The following is a 21,159-nucleotide window of genomic DNA, read 5'->3' as shown; positions in this document are numbered from 1 at the left end:
CGCTATCCGGTACCGAGGGTCCGGACGGGGGAGGAACTCAACACGTGCTCGGCTTCGTCGTGCGCCGACTGCGCGGGCGATGGCCGCTCGCTGTCGCCGTACTGCTCACCGTATTGATCACCGCGACCGCTCTCACCGCGCTGACGGCCTTCACCCGCGGCGTCGGGGACGAAGGGCTGCGGCGGGCCCTGACCGGGCCGGAACAGCCCCGGACTGCCGTCGTCGTCACCAGCGGCCATCCCGCCTCCTCCCGCGCCAAGGACGACGAGGCGGTCCGCGCCTTCGCGAGCGAGGTGTTCGGGCGGCTGCCGGTGGCCTCCGAGAGCGTGGCCCGCAGCCGCTCCTACGGGCTCCCCGGCACGGCCGCCTCCGGCCGCGACGCCGACCTGACCCTGCTCGCCGCGCTCAGCCGCGACCGCGTACACCTGCTCGCCGGCCAGTGGCCCGGTCCGGCCCCCGCGGTCGGCGCCGGCGCCCCGGCGGCGCCGACGCAGGTGGCCGTCCCGCGCGCCGCGCTGGCGCGTCTCGGCCTGACCGAGTCCGCCCTGCCCGCACCGCTCCGGCTGGACGACCGCTTCGACGGACCCCCGCTGACCGTGCTGGTCACCGGCGTGTACCGGGCCGCCGATCCGGACGCCGGGTACTGGCGGCTCGACCCGCTCGGCGGCCGGGAGATCCAGGGCAACACCTTCGCCACCTACGGCCCGCTCCTGGTGGACGACAGCGCCTTCACGACGGGCGGCCTCCTCCAGGACTACCGGCTCACCCTGCTGACCCCGGGCCTGCGCACGATCCGCGCGTCCGAGGCCGAGGCCGTGCGGACCGCGGCGAACCCCGCGGCCGCCTCCCTCGAACACGCCACCTCGCTCCGGGTCACCACCGAACTGCCGCAGCTGCTCGGCGAGTTGAACTCCGGCATGCGCGTCGCCCGGTCCACCCTGATGATGGGCGCCCTCCAGCTCACCGTCCTGTCGACCGCCGCGCTGCTCCTCGTCTCACACATCCTGACCGTCCGCCAGGAGCCCGAGCGCGTCCTGCTCACCGCGCGCGGCGCCTCCCGCCGGCGCCTCGGCGCGCTGAGCGCGGCCGAGTCGCTGCTGCTCGCCCTGCCCGCGGCCGTCCTGGCACCGCTGCTCACCCCGCCCCTGCTGCGCCTGTTCGCCCGCATCGGGCCGCTCGGGCGGGTCCACCTGGAGATCCCGGACACCTGGCTGGTGTGGCCGGTCGCGGCCGGCTGCGCCGTGGCCTGCGTCCTGCTGACGACCCTGCCCTCCGTCCTGCGCGGCGCCTCCGCCGCCGTACTGCGCCGCGTGGGCAGCCGGCAGGCCCTGGTGACGGGCGCCGCCCGCTCCGGAGTTGACCTCGCCGTGGTCGTCCTCGCCGTCCTCGGCTACCAGCAGCTGTCGCAGTACGGGGGTACGGACACCACCGCGCCCGACACCCCGGTCGGCGGCGGGCTCGGCATCGACCCGGTCCTGGTCGCCGCCCCCGCCCTGGCCCTGTGCGGCGGCACGCTGCTGGTCCTTCGGCTGCTGCCGTTCGCGGCCCGGGCCGGGGGACGGCTGGCGGCGCGCGGCCGGAGCCTGGGCCCCGCCCTGTTCGGCTGGCAGCTCGCGCGCCGGCCCGGCCGGGCCACCGGGCCCGTGCTGTTGCTCGTACTCGCCGTCTCCAGCGGGATCCTGGCCCTCGGTCAGCACACCGCCTGGTCCGCGTCCCAGCGCGACCAGGCCGACTTCGCGACCGCGGGCGGCCTGCGGATCTCCGGGAGCAGCATGTCCCCGATGGGACAGGGCGGACGGTACGGGGCCCTGCCGGGCGCGGAGCGCCTCATTCCGGTGGCCCGCCGGGAGCAGCAGCTGCCGGGCGGGGGCGTCGCCGACCTCGTCGCGCTGGACGCCGCCAAGGCGGCCGAACAGGTACCGCTGCGCGCGGACCTGCGCGGCGGCCGGGAGATGCGGGACCTGTTCGCCCCTCTCGCCGGGGGTGACCCGCACGCTCCGGCGGCCGCCGGAGCGGCAGGAGCGGCCACCGCCGCCGGGCAGGGCCCCGGAGTCGCGCTGCCCGGCTCCCCCCGCCGCATCGACCTCGACGTGACACTGCGGTCCGCCGGGACGAGCTGGGCGGCCGTGAGCCTGCTGCTGCGCGACCGGTTCGGGGCGACCTACGGGACCCCCGCGGTCACGCTGCCCACCAGCGGCGACGCCACCCTCCCCTTCCTCCTGGACGCTCTGACCGGCGCCCCGGTCGGCTCGGCCGCGACCCCGCTGACGCTGGCGGGGATACGCCTGTCCTACGCCGGGGACGGCGGGCCCCCGGGCGACGGCAGCGAACTGACCCTGCGCCGGATCGCCGTCTCCGAGGCCGTGGACGGGCCGCCCGTACCGGTCGCCGTGTCCCCGCCCGCGGGCACCGGCGGCTGGCACGCGGCCCCCGCGCAGGGGCCCGGCTCCCAGTGGGCACCCGTACCCTCGCCCCTCGCGGCCGGGTCCACGGATCTGCTGCGGCTGCGCTTCCGGGGCGGGGCGGGCACCGAGAAGGGTGTCACCGCCGTCCTGTTCCCGACACCCTCCGCGCCGCCCGCCGCCGCGGTCCCGGCCGTCGCCACCACCCGCTACCTGCGGTCCATCGGCGCCTCCGTCGGCGCGACGGTCCCCGTCACTCTGGACGGCGCGTCCGTCCCGATGCGGATCACCGCCGCCGTGGACTCCCTGCCCGTGGCCGGAGGGACGGCGCTCGCCGTCGACCTGCGCACGCTCGGCCGGTTCCTGCTGGAGTCCTCCGGTCAGCAGCCGGTCGCGCCCACCGAGTGGTGGCTGCCCGCCGCCTCGGCCGCCGACCCGGTCCCGGCCCGTGCGGCGGGCGAGCTGCGCGCGGGGGGCAGGACCGAACGCGTCCAGCTGCGCGAGGAGATCACCGCGCGCCTGCTCGACGACCCGTTGAGCGCCGGCTCGCAGAGCGCGCTGATCGCCCTCGCCCTCGCCAGCGCGGTCCTGGCGGCCATCGGGTTCGCGACCTCCACCGCCGCGGAACGGCGCGTGCGCGGCCGGGAGTTCTCGGTGCTGCTCGCGCTCGGCACACCGCGCCGGTCGCTGGCCCTGGCGTCCGCCGCCGAGGGCGGGGCGCTGATCGCCGTCGCCGCCGCCGTCGGGGCGGGGCTGGGTGTCGCCCTCGTGCACCTGATGGCGCCCCTGATCGTGCTGACTCCCGCCGCCGGGCGGCCGTTCCCGCCCGTACGGGTGGACATGTCGCTCGCGCAGATCGTGCTGACGGCCGCCGCCATCGCCGTGGTTCCCCTGCTGTCGGCCGCGCTCAGCGGCCCCCGGGGCCGCGACATCGCCGGCCGGCTGCGTCCCGTGGAGGAGATGTGACCACCCCGCCGCCCGCCACCCCGCGGTCGACCACCCCGCGGTCCACCAACCCGCCGTCCGGCCCGAGCCCCCGCCCGCGGCCCGCGCCGTGGGTCCGGACCCGGTTGCGCGCGGCCCCGCTCGGTACCCTGCTCGCCGCCGCGCTGGCGTTCGTCGCGGTCCTGCTCGCCGCCGCGTTGCCGCGGGCCCAGGACCGGGGCGCCGACCAGGCCCTGCGGTCCTTCCTGGAGCACACCGGAGCGGGTCGCACCAGCCTTCAGGTGAGCGCGCCGGCGCCGGCGTCCGGGCAGAGCGCAGGGGCCCTGGACCAGACGCTGAAGAGCCTCCTGGCCCGTACCGGGAACACCTTCCGCGTCGACCCCGACGCGGTCGTCCACGGCACGCGGACCACCAAGCGCCAGCCGCTGCTGAATCCGGAACTGTCCCGCCCGCACCGCCTCGCGCCCGAGATGTCCCTCCTGTACATCCAGCAGGCGCGGGACCACGTGAAGCTGGTGGAGGGGCGCTGGCCGAGCGATGACCCCCGGCCCGCCGGGGCCGGCGCGGACGAGCCGCCGCTCCAGGTCGCCCTGTCCAAGGAGGCCGCCGACACCATCGGCGCCCGCGTCGGGTCCGTGCTCAGGAGCGCGCCCCTGACCGGCGGCGCCGCGTCCGTGGAGGTCATGGGCCTCTACGCGGTCCCGGACAAGACCGCGGACGTCTGGGTGAACGCGGACTGCGTCCCGCGCGCCTGCAAGAAATTCCTCGGGGAGAGCTACCTGTGGCAGGCCGACGCCCTGCTCGGCGCCGGCGACCTCGACCGGATGCACCTCTGGGGCCACGAAGCCGAGGACTTCTGGCGCCTCCCGGTGGACGTCGGCACGCTGCGGGCCGACCGGCTGGACGCCACGAAGGAGGAGATCGCCTCGTACGTGGCCGGTCCCACGGCCGCCGCCCTCACCTTCGAGACCCGTCGCGAGCGGCTGCGGACCACCTCGTGGCTGCCCGAACTACTGGAGCAGGCCCACGCCCGCACCCAGGCCGCCGCGCCGCTCGCGGCGATCGGGCCCGCCGGGGTCGGCGGCGTCGCCTTCGTCGTGCTGTGCCTGGCCGGCGCGCTCGCCGGGGACCGCCGCGAGGCCGAGCTGCGACTGCTGCTGGCGCGGGGCGGCTCTCGCGCCGGCATCGTCGGCCGGCTCGTCGGGGAGGGCGCCGTCACGGCGCTCCCGGCGGCCGCCGCGGCCACCGCGCTCGCCGTGCTGCTGCTGCCGACCCCCCGGCTCGCCCCCGCGCTGGTCTCGGCCGCGGCCGTCGCCCTGATCGCGCTGCTGGCCTTCCCGGTACGGGCGGCCGTGATGCTGTCCCCGCGGCGCCCGGCCGGGCGGTGGCGCAGGCCCGTGGCCGAGCTGCTCGTGCTCACCGCCACCGCCGCAGCCGTGCTGGAGGTCCGCCGCCGCGGGGTCGCTCCGGCCGGGGAGGACCCGGACCCGCTGCTGGTCGCGGCTCCCCTGCTGCTGGCCCTCTGCGGGGGGCTGTTGCTGGCCCGGCTGCTGCCGCTGGCGACCGGGCTGCTCGCACGGGCGGCCGGGCGCCGCTCGGGGCTGGTCGGCTTCCTCGGGCTGGCGCGGGCCGCCCGCGGCTCGGGCACCCGGGGCACCGGACCCGTCGGCGGCCGGAGCGGTCCGTCCGTCCTGTCGACGGTCGCGCTGCTGCTCGCCATCACCACGGGGGGCTTCGGGGCGGCCGTACTGGAGTCGGTGGACTCCTCCCGGCTCGCAGTGGCCCGGCTGACGGTCGGGGGCGACGCGACGATCTCCGCGTACGGCAAGGCCCTGCTCCCCGACGGCCTCGCGAAGGCCGCGGGCGAACTGCCGGGCGTACGGACGTCCGTACCGCTGTGGATCGACCACGACTCCACCCTCCTCGGCGGCCCCAAGGGCTCCACCCAGGTCACCGTGATCGTCGCCGAGCCGGCCGCGTACGCGGAGCTGTCCCGCGCCCTCGGCTGCGGCTCCTTCGACCCCGGTCTGCTGTCCGGCGGCGCGGCGCAGCCGGCCGACGCGCCGGTGCCCGCGCTGGTCAGCTCCGGCCTGGCGGGGCGGGCCGGCGCGCAGGACACGTACGTGCTGCGGCCCGGCGACGGCCGCGAGCTGCGGGCCCGGGTCACCGGCGTGATCGACTGCACGCCGGCCCGTCCGGCTCGGGACGCCGCGACCGTCGTCCTGCCGTCGGGCCCCGCGACGGCCCTCATCGGCGCCGACCGGCCGAACCGGTGGTTCGGCCTCGGTTCCCCCGACGGGGAACGGCTGCGCGCGCTGGTCCGTGCCGCGCTCCCGGCGGCGCAGACCGCGCCGGCCCCGGCGGCCACGGCGGCCCCAACCGCCACGACGGAGGTTCCCGCCGCGGGTCAGCCTCCGGCTTCCGGGGCGCAGCCCGCCGACGAGGTGTATCCGGTGCGCACCAGCGCCGACGTCGTCGCCGAGCTGGGCGCCGATCCGCTGCAGCGCTCGGCGCAGCGTCTCTTCTGGGCCTCCGTGGCCGCGGCGGCCGGCTTCGCGCTGCTGGCGGTCCTGCTGACGCTGATGCGGACCGTCCCCGAACGGGCGGCGCTGCTGGCCCGGCTGCGCACCATGGGCCTTCGCCGTCGCCAGGGCGTGGCGCTGATCCTCGCCGAGACGCTGCCGCAGACCGTGGCCGCGGCGCTGGGCGGCGCCGGGGTGGCGGCGGCCGCGGTGGCGCTCCTGGGCCCGGCGCTGGACCTGTCCACGCTGGTGGGCACGCGCGTGCCGACCGGCGTACGGCTGACGGCGTGGCCCGTACTGACCCAGGCCCTGGGCCTGGCCGCCCTGGTCGCCGCGGCCGTACTCGTCGAGGCGGCGACCTCCGGGCGGCGGCAGATCACCACCGAGTTGAGAGCGGGAGACCAGCGTTGAACAGCGACCAGCCGACGTACGAGGAGCTGCGCCGCCGGGCGAGCGCCGCCGTGGAGCCCCGCAGCACGGCGGTGGACGCCGCGATCGCCTGCGACCGCCTGGTGCGGATCTTCAGCACGGACGGCATCGAGGTGCAGGCCCTCCAGGGGCTGGAGCTGACGGTCGCGCAGGGCGACCTGGTGGCCCTGGTGGGTGCGTCGGGCAGTGGCAAGTCCACCCTCCTGAACATCCTGGCGGGCCTTGACGTCCCGACGGCGGGCAGCGCGGCGGTCGCCGGCTACGACCTGCTGGAGCTGTCGGCGCGGGACCGGCTGCGCTACCGGCGCGAAGCGGTCGGGTTCGTCTTCCAGCAGACGGCCCGCAACCTGCTGCCGTTCCTGACGGCCGCCCAGAACGTGGCGCTGCCGATGCAGTTGAAGGGCGACCGGCCGCGGCGCGGCGCGGGCGCACGGCGCTCCGCCCGGGTCGCGGAGATCCTGGACGCCCTCGGGATCGGCGACCTGGCGCACCGGCGACCGGCGGAACTGTCCGGCGGGCAGCAGCAGCGCGTCGCGATCGCCGTGGCGATGGCCAACGACCCCAAGGTGCTGCTGGCCGACGAACCCACCGGCGAACTGGACTCGGAGACGGCCGCGGCGGTCTTCGAGACCTTCCGCACGGTCAACAAGGAGCTCGGCGTGACGGTGGTGATCGTCACGCACGACGCCATGGTGGCGGGCGAGGTCCGCCGCACGGTGGCGATCCGCGACGGCCGCACCAGCAGCGAGGTCCTGCGCCGCCTGGTCACCGACGAGCACGGCGAGGAATCGATCAGCGAACGCGAGTACGTCGTCCTGGACCGCTCCGGGCGCGTGCAGCTCCCCCCGAAGTTCCTGGAGGCCCTGGGCATGGAGCACCGTGTGGCGGTCGACCTGGCCCCGGACCACATCGAGCTGCGCCCGGACCGCAGCTGAGGGGGCCGTCCGGAGGGGAGCTGAGGGCCGTCCGGAGGGGCCTCGCGGACCGCGTGCATGGGCCCGTCACCAGGCGGGAAGACGCCGGTACGGGGTAGTGGGCGTCGCATCGCGCAACGCGGTGGCGAAAGGAGGCCGCCATGGTGCTCGTGGCAGCGGACGTGCTGGGTGCGCCGTGCTGGCTGAGCCTGCTGGCACGCGATCTTCAGGCGGCGGAGCGCTTCTACGGGGCGGTGCTGGGCTGGAGCTTCCGGCGCGGCGTGTTCGGGCGGGCCTCCTCGGTGGCCGAGCTGGACGGCGTGGCGGTGGCGGGGATCGGAGCGACGAGCGGGGGACCCTTCGCACCGGTGGCCTGGACGGTGTACTTCGCGGTCCACGACGCCGACGCGGCCGTGGCCAGGGTCCGCGAGCGCGGGGGCACGGTCGGGGTGGGCCCGGTCTCCTACCCGCCGCGCGGCCGGGCGGCCCTCGCCACCGACCCCGAGAGCGCGGCCTTCGGCCTCTGGGAGGGAGAGGTCCTCTCCGAGTGGCGCGTCGGCGAGGGCCGGGCCCCCGCCTGGGTGGAGCTGCACACCCGCGACGCCTTCGACGCGGCCGTCTTCTACGGGGAGGTCCTGGAGTGGGGCGCGGACGCCTCCGGCACCGGGGACGCGGGCTGCGAGGTCTCCTACGAGGAGGACCAGGTCGTCCTGCGGCGCGGCGACGGCCAGGCCGTCGCCCGCTTGAACAGCGGCCCGCTGGAGGCGGCGGCCGAAAGGCCCCAGCTGCGCCCCCACTGGCTGGTCCACTTCAAGGTCCCGGACCTGGAGCGGGCCAAGGCGGCCGTCTTGGAGCACGGCGGCAGCATCGTCCCGGACGCCCCGCACACCACCGGCTCGGGTGAGGTCCGGCAGCGCGTGACGGTGTGCGACCCGGACGGCGGCCTCTTCACCCTGGACCACTCCCCCTCGGCGTGACCCCGCCCCCACCCGACCCGTCGGCGGCCCGCGTGGCCGACCGCGCCGGGCGGTTCAGCCGTCGGTGCCGTCCGGGCCGGATACGAGGAAGACGTCGGACAGGGGGGCGGTGTCGGCGCTGGCGCTGATGAGGAGGTCGTACGTGCCGGGAGGCAGCACGCCGATCTCGAACCGCTGCCGCTCCCGGGGGACGGTGATCGCGCGGTCGAGCACCGGTCGGCCGGTGGTGCGTTCGGTGACCGACAGGCGGGCCGGCACCTCGGGCAGTTCGCCCTCGCTGAGGGCGCTGTGGGCGCCGATCTCGCAGACGACGGGTTCGCCGGTCAGGTAGAGGTCGTCACCGAGGTAGCTGAACCAGGTGGTGACGGTGGCGCGCAGGTCGTCGATGCGCACGTCGTGCAGGGACTGCAGGATGCCCTTCAGGTGGTCGAGCATCGCGCCGTGGTTCTGCAGGCTGCCGTGCTTCTGCGGGACGAACGTGCGGGCGTCCTCCGTGCCGGAGAGGGCGGCGGAGAGCTTGGGTACCGTTCCGTCGCCGCCTTCGTCGAGGTCGGAACGGGTCATCCGGGTCTCGACCTTGTGGTCGGTGATCCGGGCCGACTGCCGGGTGGGCTGGTCCATGCCGACGATGGGGTGGTAGATCACCTGGTTCGTCTCCCACGCCGGGTCCTTCCGGTTCTCGGTGGCCGCCTTCTCCATCTCCCTGAAGTACTCGCTCAGATGGTCGCTCCACTGCGGCTGCCAGCCGGGCAGTCCCGCGTTGGCCGGGGTGAGGGCCACGCCGTCCGGCCCGTCCACGCACCTGTAGACGGGCACGAGCTGGTGGAGGGCGGTCAGGGAGCGCAGGAGGCGGGTGAGGTCGTGCTCGAAGGGGCCGAGCCGCTTCTGGAAGCCGTTGCAGAGGAACTCGACGGCGTTGAGCGAGCCGTAGAAGGGCGTACCGAAGGTCACGATGGCCCGGGTGTTCTTCCAGCCGCCCAGCGCCTCGACGAAGTAGCGGGCGACCAGTCCGCCCATCGAGTGCCCCACCAAGACGAGTTGGGCCGCCGCGTTGCCGCTCTTCGTCCGCCAGTCCGTCAGCCAGGTTTCGCTCTGCCGGGCGAGCTTGCGGGCCGCGGCCCGGTTGTCGCGCCGCCAGTCGTAGGGGAAGGGGAAGTAGTTCTCGCCCGCCGTCAGGTCGAACTGCGCCAGCAGGAACCGCTCGACCGCCGTGTAACCGTCGATCTTCCACAGGCCGGGCAGGGTGTGGAGGTCGGGCACCAGCCGGGGCGCGGAGACCCCGTCGCCGAGGTCGTCCACGTGCCAGTCGTCCTCCCCGAGCTGGAGGGAGTCCAGTGAGCGGCCCAGACTCGTCAGCGCGCCCAGTACCGCCGAGGACGAGGGCGCCCATACGTCCTTCCCGTCCTTGGTCAGTACGCTTCCGGTGATGCCGGGCAGCAGGACGACGACGTCGGCCATCGGGATCCTGGCCATGAGCAGACCTCCTAGGCGGTGTCCGGTCGGTCGGCCGGGTCGGGCCGGACGAACCGGGCGGCCCCGTCCCCGTAGTGCTGGTAGGCGGCCCAGGAGCTCCACCGCTCCGGGCTCGGTGCGCCGGCCGGCGACTGCCGCCCCGCCGCGCGCCGCTCGTAGAGCCTCCTGCGTGCGGCGCGGACGGCTCCGCCGACCGTCGGCGCCTCCTCGCCGGTGCCGCCCTTGAACAGGTGCCGGTAGAACTGCTCGGCGAAGGTGACCCCCTGGTCGTCGGGGATGCGCCAGGCCGCCCCGATGTAGTGTCCGACCCCGATGCGGAGGAACTCGTCGGCGAGGCTCGGGACCAGTGCGGCCTGCGGGTTGCCCCACGGGGTGTGCTCCGCCATGCCGGGCTGTGCGTCCGGTGTGCCGGGGCCGGTGGTACCGCCGAGCCGGGCGGTGTAGCAGGCGTTGGCCACGACGATCAGGGGCGGCCGTTCGAGCAGGGACAGTTCCTGGGCGGTCAGGAGCCCGTCCGCGAAGACCCAACCCGAGCGCCGTCCGGTGGCGGAGACGTCGAAGTCGCTGTGACCGCAGTAGTGGACGATGTGGTTGCCGCCGCACAGCAGGACCCGCAGGACGTCCAGGCGTCGCGCGGGGTCGACGCCCGGCTGCCGGGTCGAGTTCGCCGCGCCGACGAAGAGGGTGACCTTGACCCCGAGGTTCTTGAGCTGGGTGGCGACCGCGAGGGCCTCGCTGCGGGCTCCCGGGAGCTGGAACCCCTTCTCCGGGTCTCCCGGGTCGCCGATCACCAGGGCGCGCAGCTGTCCGTCCGCCAGCCCCTCGGTCAGCACCCGCGAGTAGGGCGTGCGCAGTTGCCGCGACAGCTGGGTGCGGATCGCCAGGGGGTCGCGCCGGTCACCGCCCGCCGGCTGGGTCTCGGCCAGGAACTCCCAGGGCACGGAGGCGGTGTCGTGGTCCAGTTCCAGCAGCACCGTCGCGTCGTCGGTGAGCAGCCGCTGGAAGTCCGGGGGCACCACGAACCGGGAGAGCAGGTCGGGCAGTCCGCTCGCGTCCTCGACCGTCGGTTCCGTCAGCCGGTCCACGAGCTCGCGCAGCAGGTCCATGTCCACGGGGACGAGCCGTTCCGGTACGGTGGCCCGCCCGGTCAGGGCCGCCCAGCGCAGGCCGCCGACGCCCGACTGGACGGACATCCGGACCGGCAGGGCGTCGGCCTGGGCCTCCGCGGCCGCGCGGACCGTCAACGTCAGGTCGGTGCGCGCCACTTCGGCCAGCTGGACCAGCTGCTCGCGGACCTTTCCCTGGATGTGGGGGGCGAAGCCGGCCAGCACGGTGCGCAGGACGTCCTCCTCGGGCGGGGCGTCCTCCCCGGGCGGCGGGTCCGGGCCGTCCGGCGCCGGCTCCCCGCCGCGTGCCGCCTCGCCGCCGCGTCCCGCCTCGCCGCCGCGTGCCGCCTCGCCGTCCGGGCTCGCCTCGCCGCCGGGCGTCGGGCGGGCCGGCCGGGCGAGGCGCGTCAGCGCCGTGAGCGCGTACACCGCCGCGGAGGGGGCGAACAGCTGGCCGCCGCTGCCCTCGACCAGCTCCGGGCCTATCCGCAACTGCGGCAGCTTCTCGGTCGCCTTGGTCAGCCCCAGGAGGAGCTGCTCCGCGCGCAGCCGGTCGACCTCCACGAGGAGTATCTCGCCGAGCCGGGGCGGCGGCGTGGCCGGCAGGGACGCCAGGTATCCGGCGAATCCCCCGGCGAGGGCGCGGGACGCCTGGTTCACGGTCAGATTCCCGGCGCCCGCGCCGATGAGCACGGTCGCCAGGGTCCGGACGTGGCCGAGCCCGACCGCCTCGCCGAGCAGCGAGCTGTACATCTGGACGGCGCGGCGTTCGGTCAGGGTGCCCATGGGTCCCATGCCGACGACGGCGGCGGAGCGTACGGGGCCGGCTTTGCAGGGGAAGTACGTGACCTCCCCCAGCTGGGCGTCGATCCAGCCGAGCTTGGTGTGCTCGGTGATGACCCGGCGGGACTCGCTGGATATGGCGCGGTCGAGTGCGAGCTCCGCGGCGGCGGGCACCACCGACTGGTAGTGCCCCGTGACGTGCAGGTCGGCGCTCGCCTCCACGAGGTCGCCCCACACCACCGTCAGGGCGAGGGTGGGGCCTTCGGTGCGGGGTGCCTCCTCCTGGGGCGCCGCGGGAAACTGTGGCGCGGGGTTGGACGCCGTCGGCACGTCCTCCAACAGGTCAGCGATGCGCGCGGCGGGAGTGCTCACCACGCTCCTCCTTCGAGTCGCCCGGCTTCTCCCTCACGGATGCGTCCCATCCGTCCCCTCAACCGGATTATCCCACCGTTCCCCGACCGCCACCTCTGGCGGCGGGCGGCCCAGGAGGGTGGCGGACCACGAGAGTGGTGGATTCCGCCGCCCCCGGCCTCAGCCCAGGCGGGCCGGGGAGGAGGCGCCGGGGGCCAGCAGCGCGGGAGCTCCGGAGCCGTCGGCGGGCACGGTCCACAGGTCCGTGCTGTCGACGGCCCCGTCCGTGGGCAGGGCGTAGGCGAGGGTGCGGTCGTCCAGCCAGAGGGCCTGGTCGTCCACGCTGCGCTTCTCCGCGAGCGGCTGTTCGCGCAGCGTCCCCAGGTCCATCACGTGTTCGCGCCACAGCGAGGCTCCGGGGCGCACCCGCTTCTTGTAGGCGATGCGGGTCCCGTCCGGGGACAGGGACGGGCATTCGACGTTCTGCGCGAGGATGGTGACGGAGCGCCCGGAGACCGAGCCCCTGACCAGGTGGGTCTGGCCGGCGGTGCTGAGGGTCGCGTAGAAGGTGTCGTCGTCCCCGGCGAAGGTCACCCCCCAGAAGTTGACGTCCTGGGCGCGGTGGTCCCGGCCGTCCATGGAGACGGCGAACTCCTCCAGATCGGCTTCGAGTTTCCACGTACGGGTGTCGAGGATCGCGGTCCGCGTCGAGAAGAACGCAGTTCCGTAGGACTCGCCGGAGACGAAGACGGTCCAGGCGACGAACCGGCCGCTGGGCGAGACGCGGGCCCGGCTGGGGGTGCCCGCCAGGGGGAAGCTGCGCACGGTGCGCAGGTCGGCGTCGACGATCAGGGCCTTGTTGTCCTGGGCCAGCGCGCCCGGCGTGGAGCGCAGGCACACGCCGGTGCCCGCGGCGGCGTGGAACCGCTGGCAGGTGAGGTCGGAAGCGGTGCGCGCGCCGTCGGGCGCTTCGGCCGGGACCGAGGCCAGGGCTCCGCGGTGCGGGCCCTGGCCGCTGCCCAGCAGGGCGAGCCGGCGCTGCGCGGTGAGCGTGACGGCGCCCTCGGCGACCTGCGGGCCGCCCGCCCCCGGCCGGTCGGCGCGGGAGGCGGCGCGCAGCACGAGTACGGAGGCCAGGCCCCCGAGCAGCAGCGCCGCCAGTGTGAGGACGAGCAGGCGCCGGGAGCGGGTCATTCGGTTCCTCGCGGGCTTCGGGTCGGGTCGGGGAGGCCGGCGGTGTCCGGGGCCTGGTCGGGGAGCGTGGCGGTGTCCGCCGCCGCCGGGTCGGGGAGCGCGGCCCTGTCCGGAGCCGCCGGGCGCAGTACGAAGCCGGCCGCGGTCGCGCAGCACAGCAGGCCGGCCGCGGCGGCGGCGAGTGCCGGGCCGGTGCCCCAGAGCGTCCAGGCCGCGCCGAACGCCAGCGAGCAGCCGAAGCGCGCCAGCGCCTGGCCGGTGCCGACCAGGGCCAGGCCGGTGGCCCGCAGCGGCGCGGGGACGGTGGCCGCGACGGCGGCGGGCAGCACGCCGTCGGTGGCGGCGTAGAACACGCCGTGCAGCGCGAGGACGAGGTAGGGCAGGGCCGGTCCCTGCGGGGCCCACAGCAGCAGGCCGTACGCGGCCAGCAGGAGGGCGTGGCCGGTGAGGAACACGGTGCGCCGCCCGATCCGGTCGGCCAGGGCGCCGGCGGGTACGGCCAGCAGCAGGAACACGGCGGCGGTGCCCAGCGGCAGGAGCGGGAACCACTGCTCGCCGATGCCGGTGCGGCGCTGGAGGAGCAGGTAGACGAAGGCGTCGCTGACGGTGGTGAGGCCGAGCAGGACGGCGCAGCCCGCCAGGGCGCGCAGCCGGGGCAGGCGCAGCAGGGCCAGGGCGTCGCGCAGGCCCACGGGAGCCGCTCGGGAGACCGCTGACGTGCCCCCGTCCTTCGGTACCGGGCGGGGGTCGCCGCCGGACGGGACGAACAGCACGAGCACCACGAGACCGAGCACGGCGACACAGGCGCTGACCCCGAAGACGGCGTCGTAACCGTCGACCGCCACGCTCAGGATCGTGAAGGCGGCGAGCGGGCCGAGCAGCGCCCCGGTGGTGTCCATGGCCCGGTGCACACCGAAGGCGCGGCCCTGTAAGCGCGATGGTGTGGACAGGGAGATCAGGGCGTCGCGCGGGGCGGTGCGCAGGCCCTTGCCGGTGCGTTCCAGGGCGAGGACCATGCCCACCGGGCCCAGGCTGTGGGCGAACAGCAGCAGCGGCTTGCACAGGGCGGACAGGCCGTAGCCGATGCCGGCGATCAGCTTGTGGTTGCGCACCCGGTCGGCGAGGTGGCCGCCGGTCAGCTGGACCAGGGCGCTGACCCCGTTGTAGACGCCGTCGAGCGCGCCGAAGCCGAGGGGGCTCAGGCCCAGACCCGCGATCAGGTACAGGGGCAGGACGGCGGTGACCATCTCGGAGGAGATGTCGGTGATCAGGCTGACCGTGCCCAGGGCGAGGACGGTCGGGGCGACCGCGGGGACCCGGACGGAGCCGGGCTTCCCGGGCGCGTTCTCCGCGCCCGCGGGCGGCGAGCGGTCCGCGAGGTACATGCTCTGGAACCCCCCGGTGCCGACGGACTGAGTCACTCGAACGTGCGATGGAACCCTAGTCGTTGTACGGGCCGACGGCGGGGCCGATCCGGCCTCGCCGGGGGCCGGATCCGGCCTCGTCCGCGCCCGGGGGCCGGTGAGCCGGTGGTCCCGGGTCGTGGCGGCCGCTCATCCCTCCCGGCTGCTCTCGTCCCGCAGCCAGGTCGAGTAGTCCCCGTCGCGAATGGCCTTGCGGGACCCCCTGCAGGCGGCGAGGGCCGCGACGACGAAGACCACGACCGCGGGCAGCAGGCTCGGCCGCTCCCGTACCAGGGCGCGCAGATCGGCCGCGCCGGTGCGCGCGGTCGGTGCGGGCGCGTCCGGCCCGGACGGCCCCGACGCTCCCGGCGGGCCCGGCTCCCCCTCGCCCCCCAACGGAGCCGCGGCCCGCTGCGCCGCCTGGAAGCGCTCGAACTCGGCGGAGGAGGTCGCCGCGCGGATCCGCCGCCTGATGAGGTCGGACCAGGTGCGCGGCGGACGCACGGTCACCCGGGCCGACTCGACCACGCGCCGCTCCCCGGGTCCGAAGGCGAGGGACGCGGCCAGGTCGTCGGCCATGAGGGGCGGCAGCGCGGCGATCCGCGCGTGCCCCGGCTCGGTCACGGCGATCACCCCCCGCCCGAACAGGCCCTCGCGGACGGCCGGAAGCCGCTGCCAGACCCGGTAGTACGCCCGGACCGGCCAGGCGCAGCCTGACAGGGGGACGTCGCGCCCGGGGGCGGCCGCGAGGAGCTCGGGGTTCCCCGCGAGCGTGCCGACGAGGATCCGGACGTCGGCGGCCCCGAGGACGACGTCTGCGTCCACGTAGAGCCGGGGGAAGCCGCGGGCGTGCTCGTCACCGACCCGAAGTGCCGTGTGCTTGGAGGGAGTCGGGATCTCCACCACCCGTACGCGAGGACTCCGCGCGCCCGCCGCCCGGGCGGTGTCGTCCGTACAGCCGTTGCACACGACGACGATGTCCGGCCCGGAACCGGAACGGACACCGGAACCGGACGGGGATGCGGAGGTCGAGGCCGGGCTGTCGGCCAGGAGCGCGTCGAGGAGACGGCCGATGACCCGGCCCTCGTTGTGGGCCGGTATCACGATGCTGGTCACCCTGGCAGTATGCACGGGTCGAACACCCGCTCCCGGCGATTCGGTCAACTCTGCCCCGGCGTAGGCCCGGTGGACTAGATTGAGCGGCGCCGACCGAATTCGGCACGCGGTACGGGTCCGGCTGCCGGGGGGAACGCGCAGCAGGTCCGGGGGGTGGTACGCGGAGCACGCAGAGCATCGGTTGTGGGGGGCCATCACCGTTGAGCAGGTCATGCACGGGTCGCGCGGACGCCCGGCCTGCCGCCGACGGCTTTCCCCCTCCATCTCGCGCGTCCCGGCCATGAGGGGCGACACGCCAGTCGGCGTGCGCGGAAGGAAGGGGAACGCTGTGAAGCCCAGCACTGTGAACGACGGCGGACGGGACGCCGGACAGCCGGAGCGATTAGGCGTCGCCGTGGTCGGCGCGGGCTACTGGGGCCCCAACCTCGTCCGCAACTTCCAGTCCAGTCCGCAGTTCCGGCTGCACTGGCTCTGCGACCTGAACGAGGACCGGGCCCGGCAGGTGCTCGGCGGGTACTCCACGGTGCGGGCGACCTCGGACTACGCGGCGGTCCTCGCCGACCCGGCCGTCCAGGCGGTCGCCGTGGCCACCCCGGCCGGCACCCATCTGGACGTCGCGCTGGCCGCCCTGCGCGCCGGAAAGCACGTCCTCGTGGAGAAGCCCCTGGCGGCCACGTACGAGGACGGGCTGCGGCTGGTGACCGAGGCCGAGGAGCGCGGTCTCACCCTGATGTGCGACCACACGTACTGCTACACCCCGGCGGTGGGCCGCATCCGGGACATGGTCCGCTCCGGCGAACTGGGCGAGATCCACTTCGTGGACTCGGTACGGATCAACCTGGGGCTCGTCCAGAAGGACGTCGACGTCCTGTGGGACCTGGCCCCCCACGACCTGTCGGTCCTCGACTTCATCCTCCCGGACCACGTCCGGCCCGTCGCCGTCGCCGCGCACGGAGCCGATCCGATCGGGGCCGGGCAGTCCTGCGTGGCCTATCTGACGCTCCAGCTGAGCACCGGCGCGATCGCGCACGTGCACGTCAACTGGCTGTCCCCGACGAAGGTGCGGACCACCATGGTCGGCGGGTCCAAACGCACCCTGGTGTGGGACGACCTCAACCCCACCCAGCGCGTGTCCGTCTTCGACCGCGGCGTGGAGCTGAGCACCCCGCAGGAGATCGGCCCGGACGAGCGCCGCGACATGCTCGTCTCCTACCGGACCGGCGACATGGTGGCGCCCGCGATCGGTGAGAGGGAGGCGCTGCGCAGCATGGTCGAGGAGTTCGCCGGGGCCATCAGGTCGGGCCGGCCCGCGCTGACGGACGGCAGGGCGGGCCTGAAGGTCCTGGACATCCTCGAAGCCGCCTCCCGGAGCCTGGAGTTCCGTGGCGCGGTCGTCGGACTGCGCACCGGACGTTGACCGTTCCTTCGCAGGCCGCCAGCACGCACGACGACGGACGACTCAGTGGGGGCAGGGCGTTGAGCAGCGTACGAGGCAAGAGGATTCTGGTCACCGGCGGGGCGGGCACCATCGGCTCGCACGTGGTGGACCTGCTGGTGGACCACGGGGCACGCGAGGTCGTGGTGCTCGACAACTTCGTGCGGGGACGGACCGCCAACCTGGCGCGCGCCCTGCCGAGCGGGGTGGTGGAGGTCGTCGAGGGCGACATCCGCGACGTCACCGCCGTGCGCAAGGCGACCGAGGGCGCCGACCTGGTGTTCCACCTCGCCGCCATCCGGATCACCCAGTGCGCGCAGGAGCCGCGGCTGGCGAACGAGGTGATGGTGGACGGCACCTTCAACGTGGTGGAGGCCGCGGCCGCCGCCGGGGTGGGCAAGGTGATCGCCTCGTCCTCGGCCTCGGTGTACGGGCTGGCCGAGGCCTTCCCGACCGGCGAGCGCCACCACCCGTACCACAACGACACCTTCTACGGGGCGGCGAAGGCCTTCAACGAGGGCGTGCTGCGCAGCTTCCACGCGATGTACGGGCTGGACTACGTCGCGCTGCGCTACTTCAACGTGTACGGGCCCCGGATGGACATCCACGGGCTCTACACCGAGGTGCTGATCCGCTGGATGGAGCGGATCGCCGCGGGCGAGCCGCCGCTGATCCTCGGCGACGGCACCCAGACCATGGACTTCGTCCACGTCCGGGACATCGCGCGGGCCAATCTGCTGGCCGCCGAGTCGGATGTGACCGACGAGGTGTTCAACGTGGCGAGCGGAACCGAGACGAGCCTGCTGGAGCTGGCGAACGGCCTGCTGGCGGCCATGGGCGCGGACGGCCTGGTCCCGGAGCACGGTCCGGCCCGCACCGTGAACGGGGTGACCCGCCGGCTCGCGGACACCTCGGCGGCCGCGGCGCGCCTCGGCTTCACGGCGCGGATCGACCTGCGCGCGGGGCTGCGGGACCTGGTCGACTGGTGGCGGGCCGAGCGCGCCGCCCACGAGGCCGCCGGGGAGGCCGGCCGATGAGTGCGCAGGGTCTCGCACCGCAGGACCCCGTACCGCAGGATCCGGTACCGCCGGCCCGGATGCCGGTCATGGTGCCGTGGCTGGGTGAGGAGGAGGCCGAGGCCGCCGCCGGCGCGGTGCTCTCCGGCTGGGTCGCCCAGGGTCCGCGGGTCGCCGCGTTCGAGCAGGCCTTCGCAGAGCGCGTGGGCGCCGAGCACGGCATCGCGTTGAGTTCGTGCACCACCGCCCTCCACCTGGCGCTGATCGCCCTGGACCTCGGTCCGGGCGACGAGGTGGTCGTCCCCTCGCTGTCCTTCATCGCCACGGCCAACACGGTGCGCTACGTGGGGGCGCGGCCGGTGTTCGCGGACGTCGAGGAGGCCACCGGCAACCTGACGCCGGCCACCGTCGACGCCGTCCGCACGCCCCGTACGAAGGCGGTGCTCGCCGTCCACCAGGGCGGGGTGCCCGCGGACGTGCACGCGCTGCGCGCGGCCTGCGCCGACTGGGACCTCGCGCTGGTGGAGGACGCCGCCTGCGGGATCGGCGCGACGGTCGGCGGCAAGTCCGTCGGCCACGGCGCCCTGCTCGCCGCCTGGTCCTTCCACCCCCGCAAGGTGATCACCACCGGTGAGGGCGGCATGCTGACCACCGACGACGCCCGGTGGGCCGAGCGGCTGCGCCGGCTGCGCGAGCACGGCATGAACGTGTCCGCCGCGCAGCGGCACGCGAGCGCCAAGCCGATCGTCGAAAGCTATCTGGAGGTCGGCTACAACTACCGGATGACCGACATCCAGGCGGCGGTCGGCCTGGTCCAACTCGGCAAGCTGGACGCGATCGTGGCCCGGCGGCGGGCGCTCGCCGCCCGGTACGCGCAGCTGCTGCGGGAGGTCCCGGGCGTACGTCCGGTCCGCGATCCCGCCCACGGGCGGGGCAACTTCCAGTCTTACTGGGTGCTGCTGTCCCGGGACTTCCCCGTCGGCCGGGACGAGCTGCTCGCGGTGCTCGGCGCGGCGGGGATCTCGGCCCGGCGCGGGATCATGGCCTCGCACCTGGAGCCGGCCTACGCGGGCCACGGCGCGGCCCCGCTGCCGGTGACCGAGCGGATCAGCCGCGACTCCCTGATCCTGCCGCTGTTCCACACCATGACCGAGGCCCAGCAGGACCGGGTGGTGGCCGTGCTGCGGGACCAGGCGGGCGGATGAACACCCCCCTGACCGAGGACCTACTGGTCGTCGGCGCGGGCGGGTTCGCCCGGGAGACCGCCCAGGCCGTGCGGGACGTGGCCGCCGCGGACGTCGCGCGCGGCCGCCCCGCACGGTGGCGGCTCGCCGGCCACCTCGACGACGACCCCGCCCTGCACGGCCGGGACGTGGACGGGGCGGTGGTACTGGGCGGCTGCGAGCTGGTGCACGAACGGGCGGCCGCCCGGGTGGTGGTGTGCGTGGGCAGCCCGCGGGACTACGCCGTACGGGCCCGGCTGGTGCGGCGCCTGGGACTGCCCGCGGCCCGGTACGCGACGGTGGTCCACCCCACGGCCGTCGTGTCGGGGTCCTCGACGCTCGGCACCGGCTCGGTGCTGCTCGCGCACTGCGTGCTGACCGCCGCCGTCCGGGTCGGGTCCCACGTGGCGGTGATGCCGCAGGTGGTCCTCACCCACGACGACGCGGTCGGGGACTTCGCGACGCTCGCCTCGGGCGTACGGCTCGGCGGCGGGGTGCGGCTGGGGCGGGGCGCCTACGTGGGCGCGGGATCGCTGGTCCGCGAGTACGCCCGGGTCGGCGCCTGGTCGCTGACCGGGATGGGGAGCACGGTCCTCGGGGACGTACCGCCGGGCGAGGTCTGGGCCGGCAGCCCGGCCCGCCGGCTGCGCGCGGCGGACGGTCCTGCGCTCGACGAGCTGCGGGCAGACGGGCTGCGGACCGACGGGCAGACGACCGGCCTGCGGCCGGAGACACGGATGGAGAGCCGAGTCAGATGAACCAGATACCGCTCGTCGACCTGAAGGCGGCGCACGCCGAGGTGGCAGGGGAGGTACGGGCCGGATTCGACCGTGTCCTCGCCGGCACCGCGTTCATCGGCGGTGAGGAGGTCCGGGCGTTCGAGCGCGAGTACGCCGCCTTCGCCGGGGTCGGGCACTGCGTGGGCGTGGCAAACGGCACCGACGCCCTCGAACTGGCCCTGCGCGCCAGTGGGGTCGGCGCCGGTGACGAGGTGGTGCTGCCCGCCAACACCTTCATCGCCACCGCGGGCGCCGTGGCCCGGATCGGGGCCCGGCCGGTGCTGGTCGACTGCCTCCCCGACACTTTGCTGATGGACCCGCAGGCCGCGCTGGACGCGGTCGGCAAGGCCACCCGCGCGGTGGTCCCGGTCCACCTGTACGGGCAGTGCGCCGCCACCGCGGAGCTGGCCGCGCACCTTCCGCCGCACGTCAAGGTCGTCGAGGACGCGGCGCAGAGCCAGGGCGCGACCCGGCACGGCCGCTCCCCCGGCAGCGGCGGGATCGCCGCGACCAGCTTCTACCCGGGCAAGAACCTGGGCGCGTACGGGGACGCGGGCGCGGTGGTGACCGACGACGAGGAGAGCGCCGATCTGGTGCGGGCCCTCGCCAATCACGGCGGCGTCGCCAAGTACCGCCACGACGTCGCCGGGTTCAACAGCCGGCTGGACGGTCTCCAGGCCGTGGTCCTGCGGGCGAAGCTGGCCCGGCTGGCCGAGGGGAACGCGGCCCGCCGGGCCGCCGCCGCCCGGTACGACGAGCTGCTGGGCCCATGGGCGGCGGCCGGACGCCTGACCCTGCCGGTCACCGCGGGGGGAAACGTGCACGTGTGGCACCTGTACGTCGTGCGGGTGGCGGGCGCGGACCGCGACGCCGTCGTCGGCAAGCTCAACGCGGAGGGCATCGGCGCGGGGGTGCACTATCCGGCCCCGGTCCACCTCACGCCGGCCTTCTCCCACCTCGGCCACGGCCGCGGGGCCTTCCCGCACGCCGAGCGGGCCGCGGACCGGATGCTCTCCCTCCCCCTCTTCCCGCAGATCACCTCCGCTCAGCAGAAGCGGGTCGTGGACACGCTCGCCGACGCCCTGCGCTGA

14 protein-coding genes are annotated in these 21,159 nt (G+C 75.3%); 9 read left to right on the top strand and 5 right to left on the bottom strand.

From position 1 onward, the window contains the following. The first annotated feature begins 44 nt into the window (after window positions 1–44). The 4 genes from AC07DU_RS26990 (at window position 45) to AC07DU_RS26975 (ending at window position 8,189) form a co-directional block, all read left to right on the top strand. Window positions 45–3,368: an FtsX-like permease family protein gene (locus AC07DU_RS26990; protein ID WP_479114125.1), complete on the top strand. Its 3,324-nt coding sequence runs from the start codon at window positions 45–47 to the stop codon at window positions 3,366–3,368. Beyond that, window positions 3,365–6,280 carry a hypothetical protein gene (locus AC07DU_RS26985; RefSeq protein ID WP_479114123.1) on the top strand — a complete coding sequence of 972 codons (2,916 nt, stop codon included), beginning with the start codon at window positions 3,365–3,367 and terminating at the stop codon, window positions 6,278–6,280. Before AC07DU_RS26990 ends, AC07DU_RS26985 begins: the two co-directional genes overlap by 4 nt. Further along, window positions 6,277–7,233 (top strand): ABC transporter ATP-binding protein, encoded by a 957-nt coding sequence (locus tag AC07DU_RS26980; protein ID WP_360900816.1) that lies wholly within the window; start codon window positions 6,277–6,279, stop codon window positions 7,231–7,233. Before AC07DU_RS26985 ends, AC07DU_RS26980 begins: the two co-directional genes overlap by 4 nt. Before the next feature lie 140 nt (window positions 7,234–7,373). After that, the gene (locus AC07DU_RS26975; protein ID WP_479114121.1) at window positions 7,374–8,189 is read left to right on the top strand and encodes a VOC family protein; all 816 of its coding nucleotides are present in this window, start codon (window positions 7,374–7,376) and stop codon (window positions 8,187–8,189) included. Between the two features lie 54 nt (window positions 8,190–8,243). On the opposite strand, the gene AC07DU_RS26970 is transcribed toward AC07DU_RS26975, so the two are convergent. The 5 genes from AC07DU_RS26970 to AC07DU_RS26950 form a co-directional block, all read right to left on the bottom strand. Beyond that, complete coding sequence (locus AC07DU_RS26970) at window positions 8,244–9,662, bottom strand: lipase/acyltransferase domain-containing protein (RefSeq protein WP_479114119.1); 1,419 nt, start codon at window positions 9,660–9,662, stop codon at window positions 8,244–8,246. 11 nt (window positions 9,663–9,673) lie between these two features. Beyond that, on the bottom strand, window positions 9,674–11,923 hold the full coding sequence (locus AC07DU_RS26965) for a CHAT domain-containing protein (protein WP_479114117.1): 2,250 nt from the start codon (window positions 11,921–11,923) through the stop codon (window positions 9,674–9,676). 159 nt (window positions 11,924–12,082) lie between these two features. Next, window positions 12,083–13,096 carry a TolB family protein gene (locus tag AC07DU_RS26960; RefSeq protein WP_479114115.1) on the bottom strand — a complete coding sequence of 338 codons (1,014 nt, stop codon included), beginning with the start codon at window positions 13,094–13,096 and terminating at the stop codon, window positions 12,083–12,085. Next, the gene (locus AC07DU_RS26955) at window positions 13,093–14,481 is read right to left on the bottom strand and encodes an MFS transporter (RefSeq protein WP_479114113.1); all 1,389 of its coding nucleotides are present in this window, start codon (window positions 14,479–14,481) and stop codon (window positions 13,093–13,095) included. The genes AC07DU_RS26960 and AC07DU_RS26955 overlap by 4 nt, the downstream gene beginning before the upstream one ends. A gap of 168 nt (window positions 14,482–14,649) precedes the next feature. After that, on the bottom strand, window positions 14,650–15,615 hold the full coding sequence (locus tag AC07DU_RS26950) for a glycosyltransferase family 2 protein (RefSeq protein WP_479114111.1): 966 nt from the start codon (window positions 15,613–15,615) through the stop codon (window positions 14,650–14,652). Window positions 15,616–15,943: 328 nt separating this feature from the next. Here AC07DU_RS26950 and AC07DU_RS26945 point away from each other — a divergent pair, with 328 nt between their 5' ends. Genes AC07DU_RS26945 through AC07DU_RS26925 form a run of 5 tightly spaced genes read left to right on the top strand, consistent with a single transcriptional unit; the run spans window position 15,944 to window position 21,159 of the window. Next, a complete protein-coding gene (locus tag AC07DU_RS26945) occupies window positions 15,944–17,032 on the top strand; it encodes a Gfo/Idh/MocA family protein (protein ID WP_479028056.1) in 1,089 nt (362 codons plus the stop codon). Between the two features lie 59 nt (window positions 17,033–17,091). Beyond that, window positions 17,092–18,087 (top strand): NAD-dependent epimerase/dehydratase family protein, encoded by a 996-nt coding sequence (locus AC07DU_RS26940; RefSeq protein ID WP_479114109.1) that lies wholly within the window; start codon window positions 17,092–17,094, stop codon window positions 18,085–18,087. Next, on the top strand, window positions 18,084–19,271 hold the full coding sequence (locus AC07DU_RS26935; protein ID WP_479114107.1) for a DegT/DnrJ/EryC1/StrS family aminotransferase: 1,188 nt from the start codon (window positions 18,084–18,086) through the stop codon (window positions 19,269–19,271). The genes AC07DU_RS26940 and AC07DU_RS26935 overlap by 4 nt, the downstream gene beginning before the upstream one ends. Then, on the top strand, window positions 19,268–20,047 hold the full coding sequence (locus tag AC07DU_RS26930; protein WP_479114105.1) for a NeuD/PglB/VioB family sugar acetyltransferase: 780 nt from the start codon (window positions 19,268–19,270) through the stop codon (window positions 20,045–20,047). Before AC07DU_RS26935 ends, AC07DU_RS26930 begins: the two co-directional genes overlap by 4 nt. Continuing rightward, complete coding sequence (locus AC07DU_RS26925; RefSeq protein WP_479114103.1) at window positions 20,044–21,159, top strand: DegT/DnrJ/EryC1/StrS family aminotransferase; 1,116 nt, start codon at window positions 20,044–20,046, stop codon at window positions 21,157–21,159. The genes AC07DU_RS26930 and AC07DU_RS26925 overlap by 4 nt, the downstream gene beginning before the upstream one ends.

Source organism: Streptomyces sp. NPDC045695 (assembly GCF_056432025.1).
Note: the sequence above shows the minus strand (reverse complement) of the source record. Positions and strands in the feature narration are given on the sequence as shown.

What these genes read in the sequence shown, in the direction of transcription:
- AC07DU_RS26935 (WP_479114107.1), top strand. Translation starts at nt 18,084, where the DNA reads ATGAGTGCGCAGGGTCTCGCACCGCAGGACCCCGTACCGCAGGATCCG.
- AC07DU_RS26925 (WP_479114103.1), top strand. Translation starts at nt 20,044, where the DNA reads ATGAACCAGATACCGCTCGTCGACCTGAAGGCGGCGCACGCCGAGGTG.
- AC07DU_RS26975 (WP_479114121.1), top strand. Translation starts at nt 7,374, where the DNA reads ATGGTGCTCGTGGCAGCGGACGTGCTGGGTGCGCCGTGCTGGCTGAGC.
- AC07DU_RS26955 (WP_479114113.1), bottom strand. Translation starts at nt 14,481, where the DNA reads ATGTACCTCGCGGACCGCTCGCCGCCCGCGGGCGCGGAGAACGCGCCC.
- AC07DU_RS26960 (WP_479114115.1), bottom strand. Translation starts at nt 13,096, where the DNA reads ATGACCCGCTCCCGGCGCCTGCTCGTCCTCACACTGGCGGCGCTGCTG.
- AC07DU_RS26970 (WP_479114119.1), bottom strand. Translation starts at nt 9,662, where the DNA reads ATGGCCAGGATCCCGATGGCCGACGTCGTCGTCCTGCTGCCCGGCATC.
- AC07DU_RS26930 (WP_479114105.1), top strand. Translation starts at nt 19,268, where the DNA reads ATGAACACCCCCCTGACCGAGGACCTACTGGTCGTCGGCGCGGGCGGG.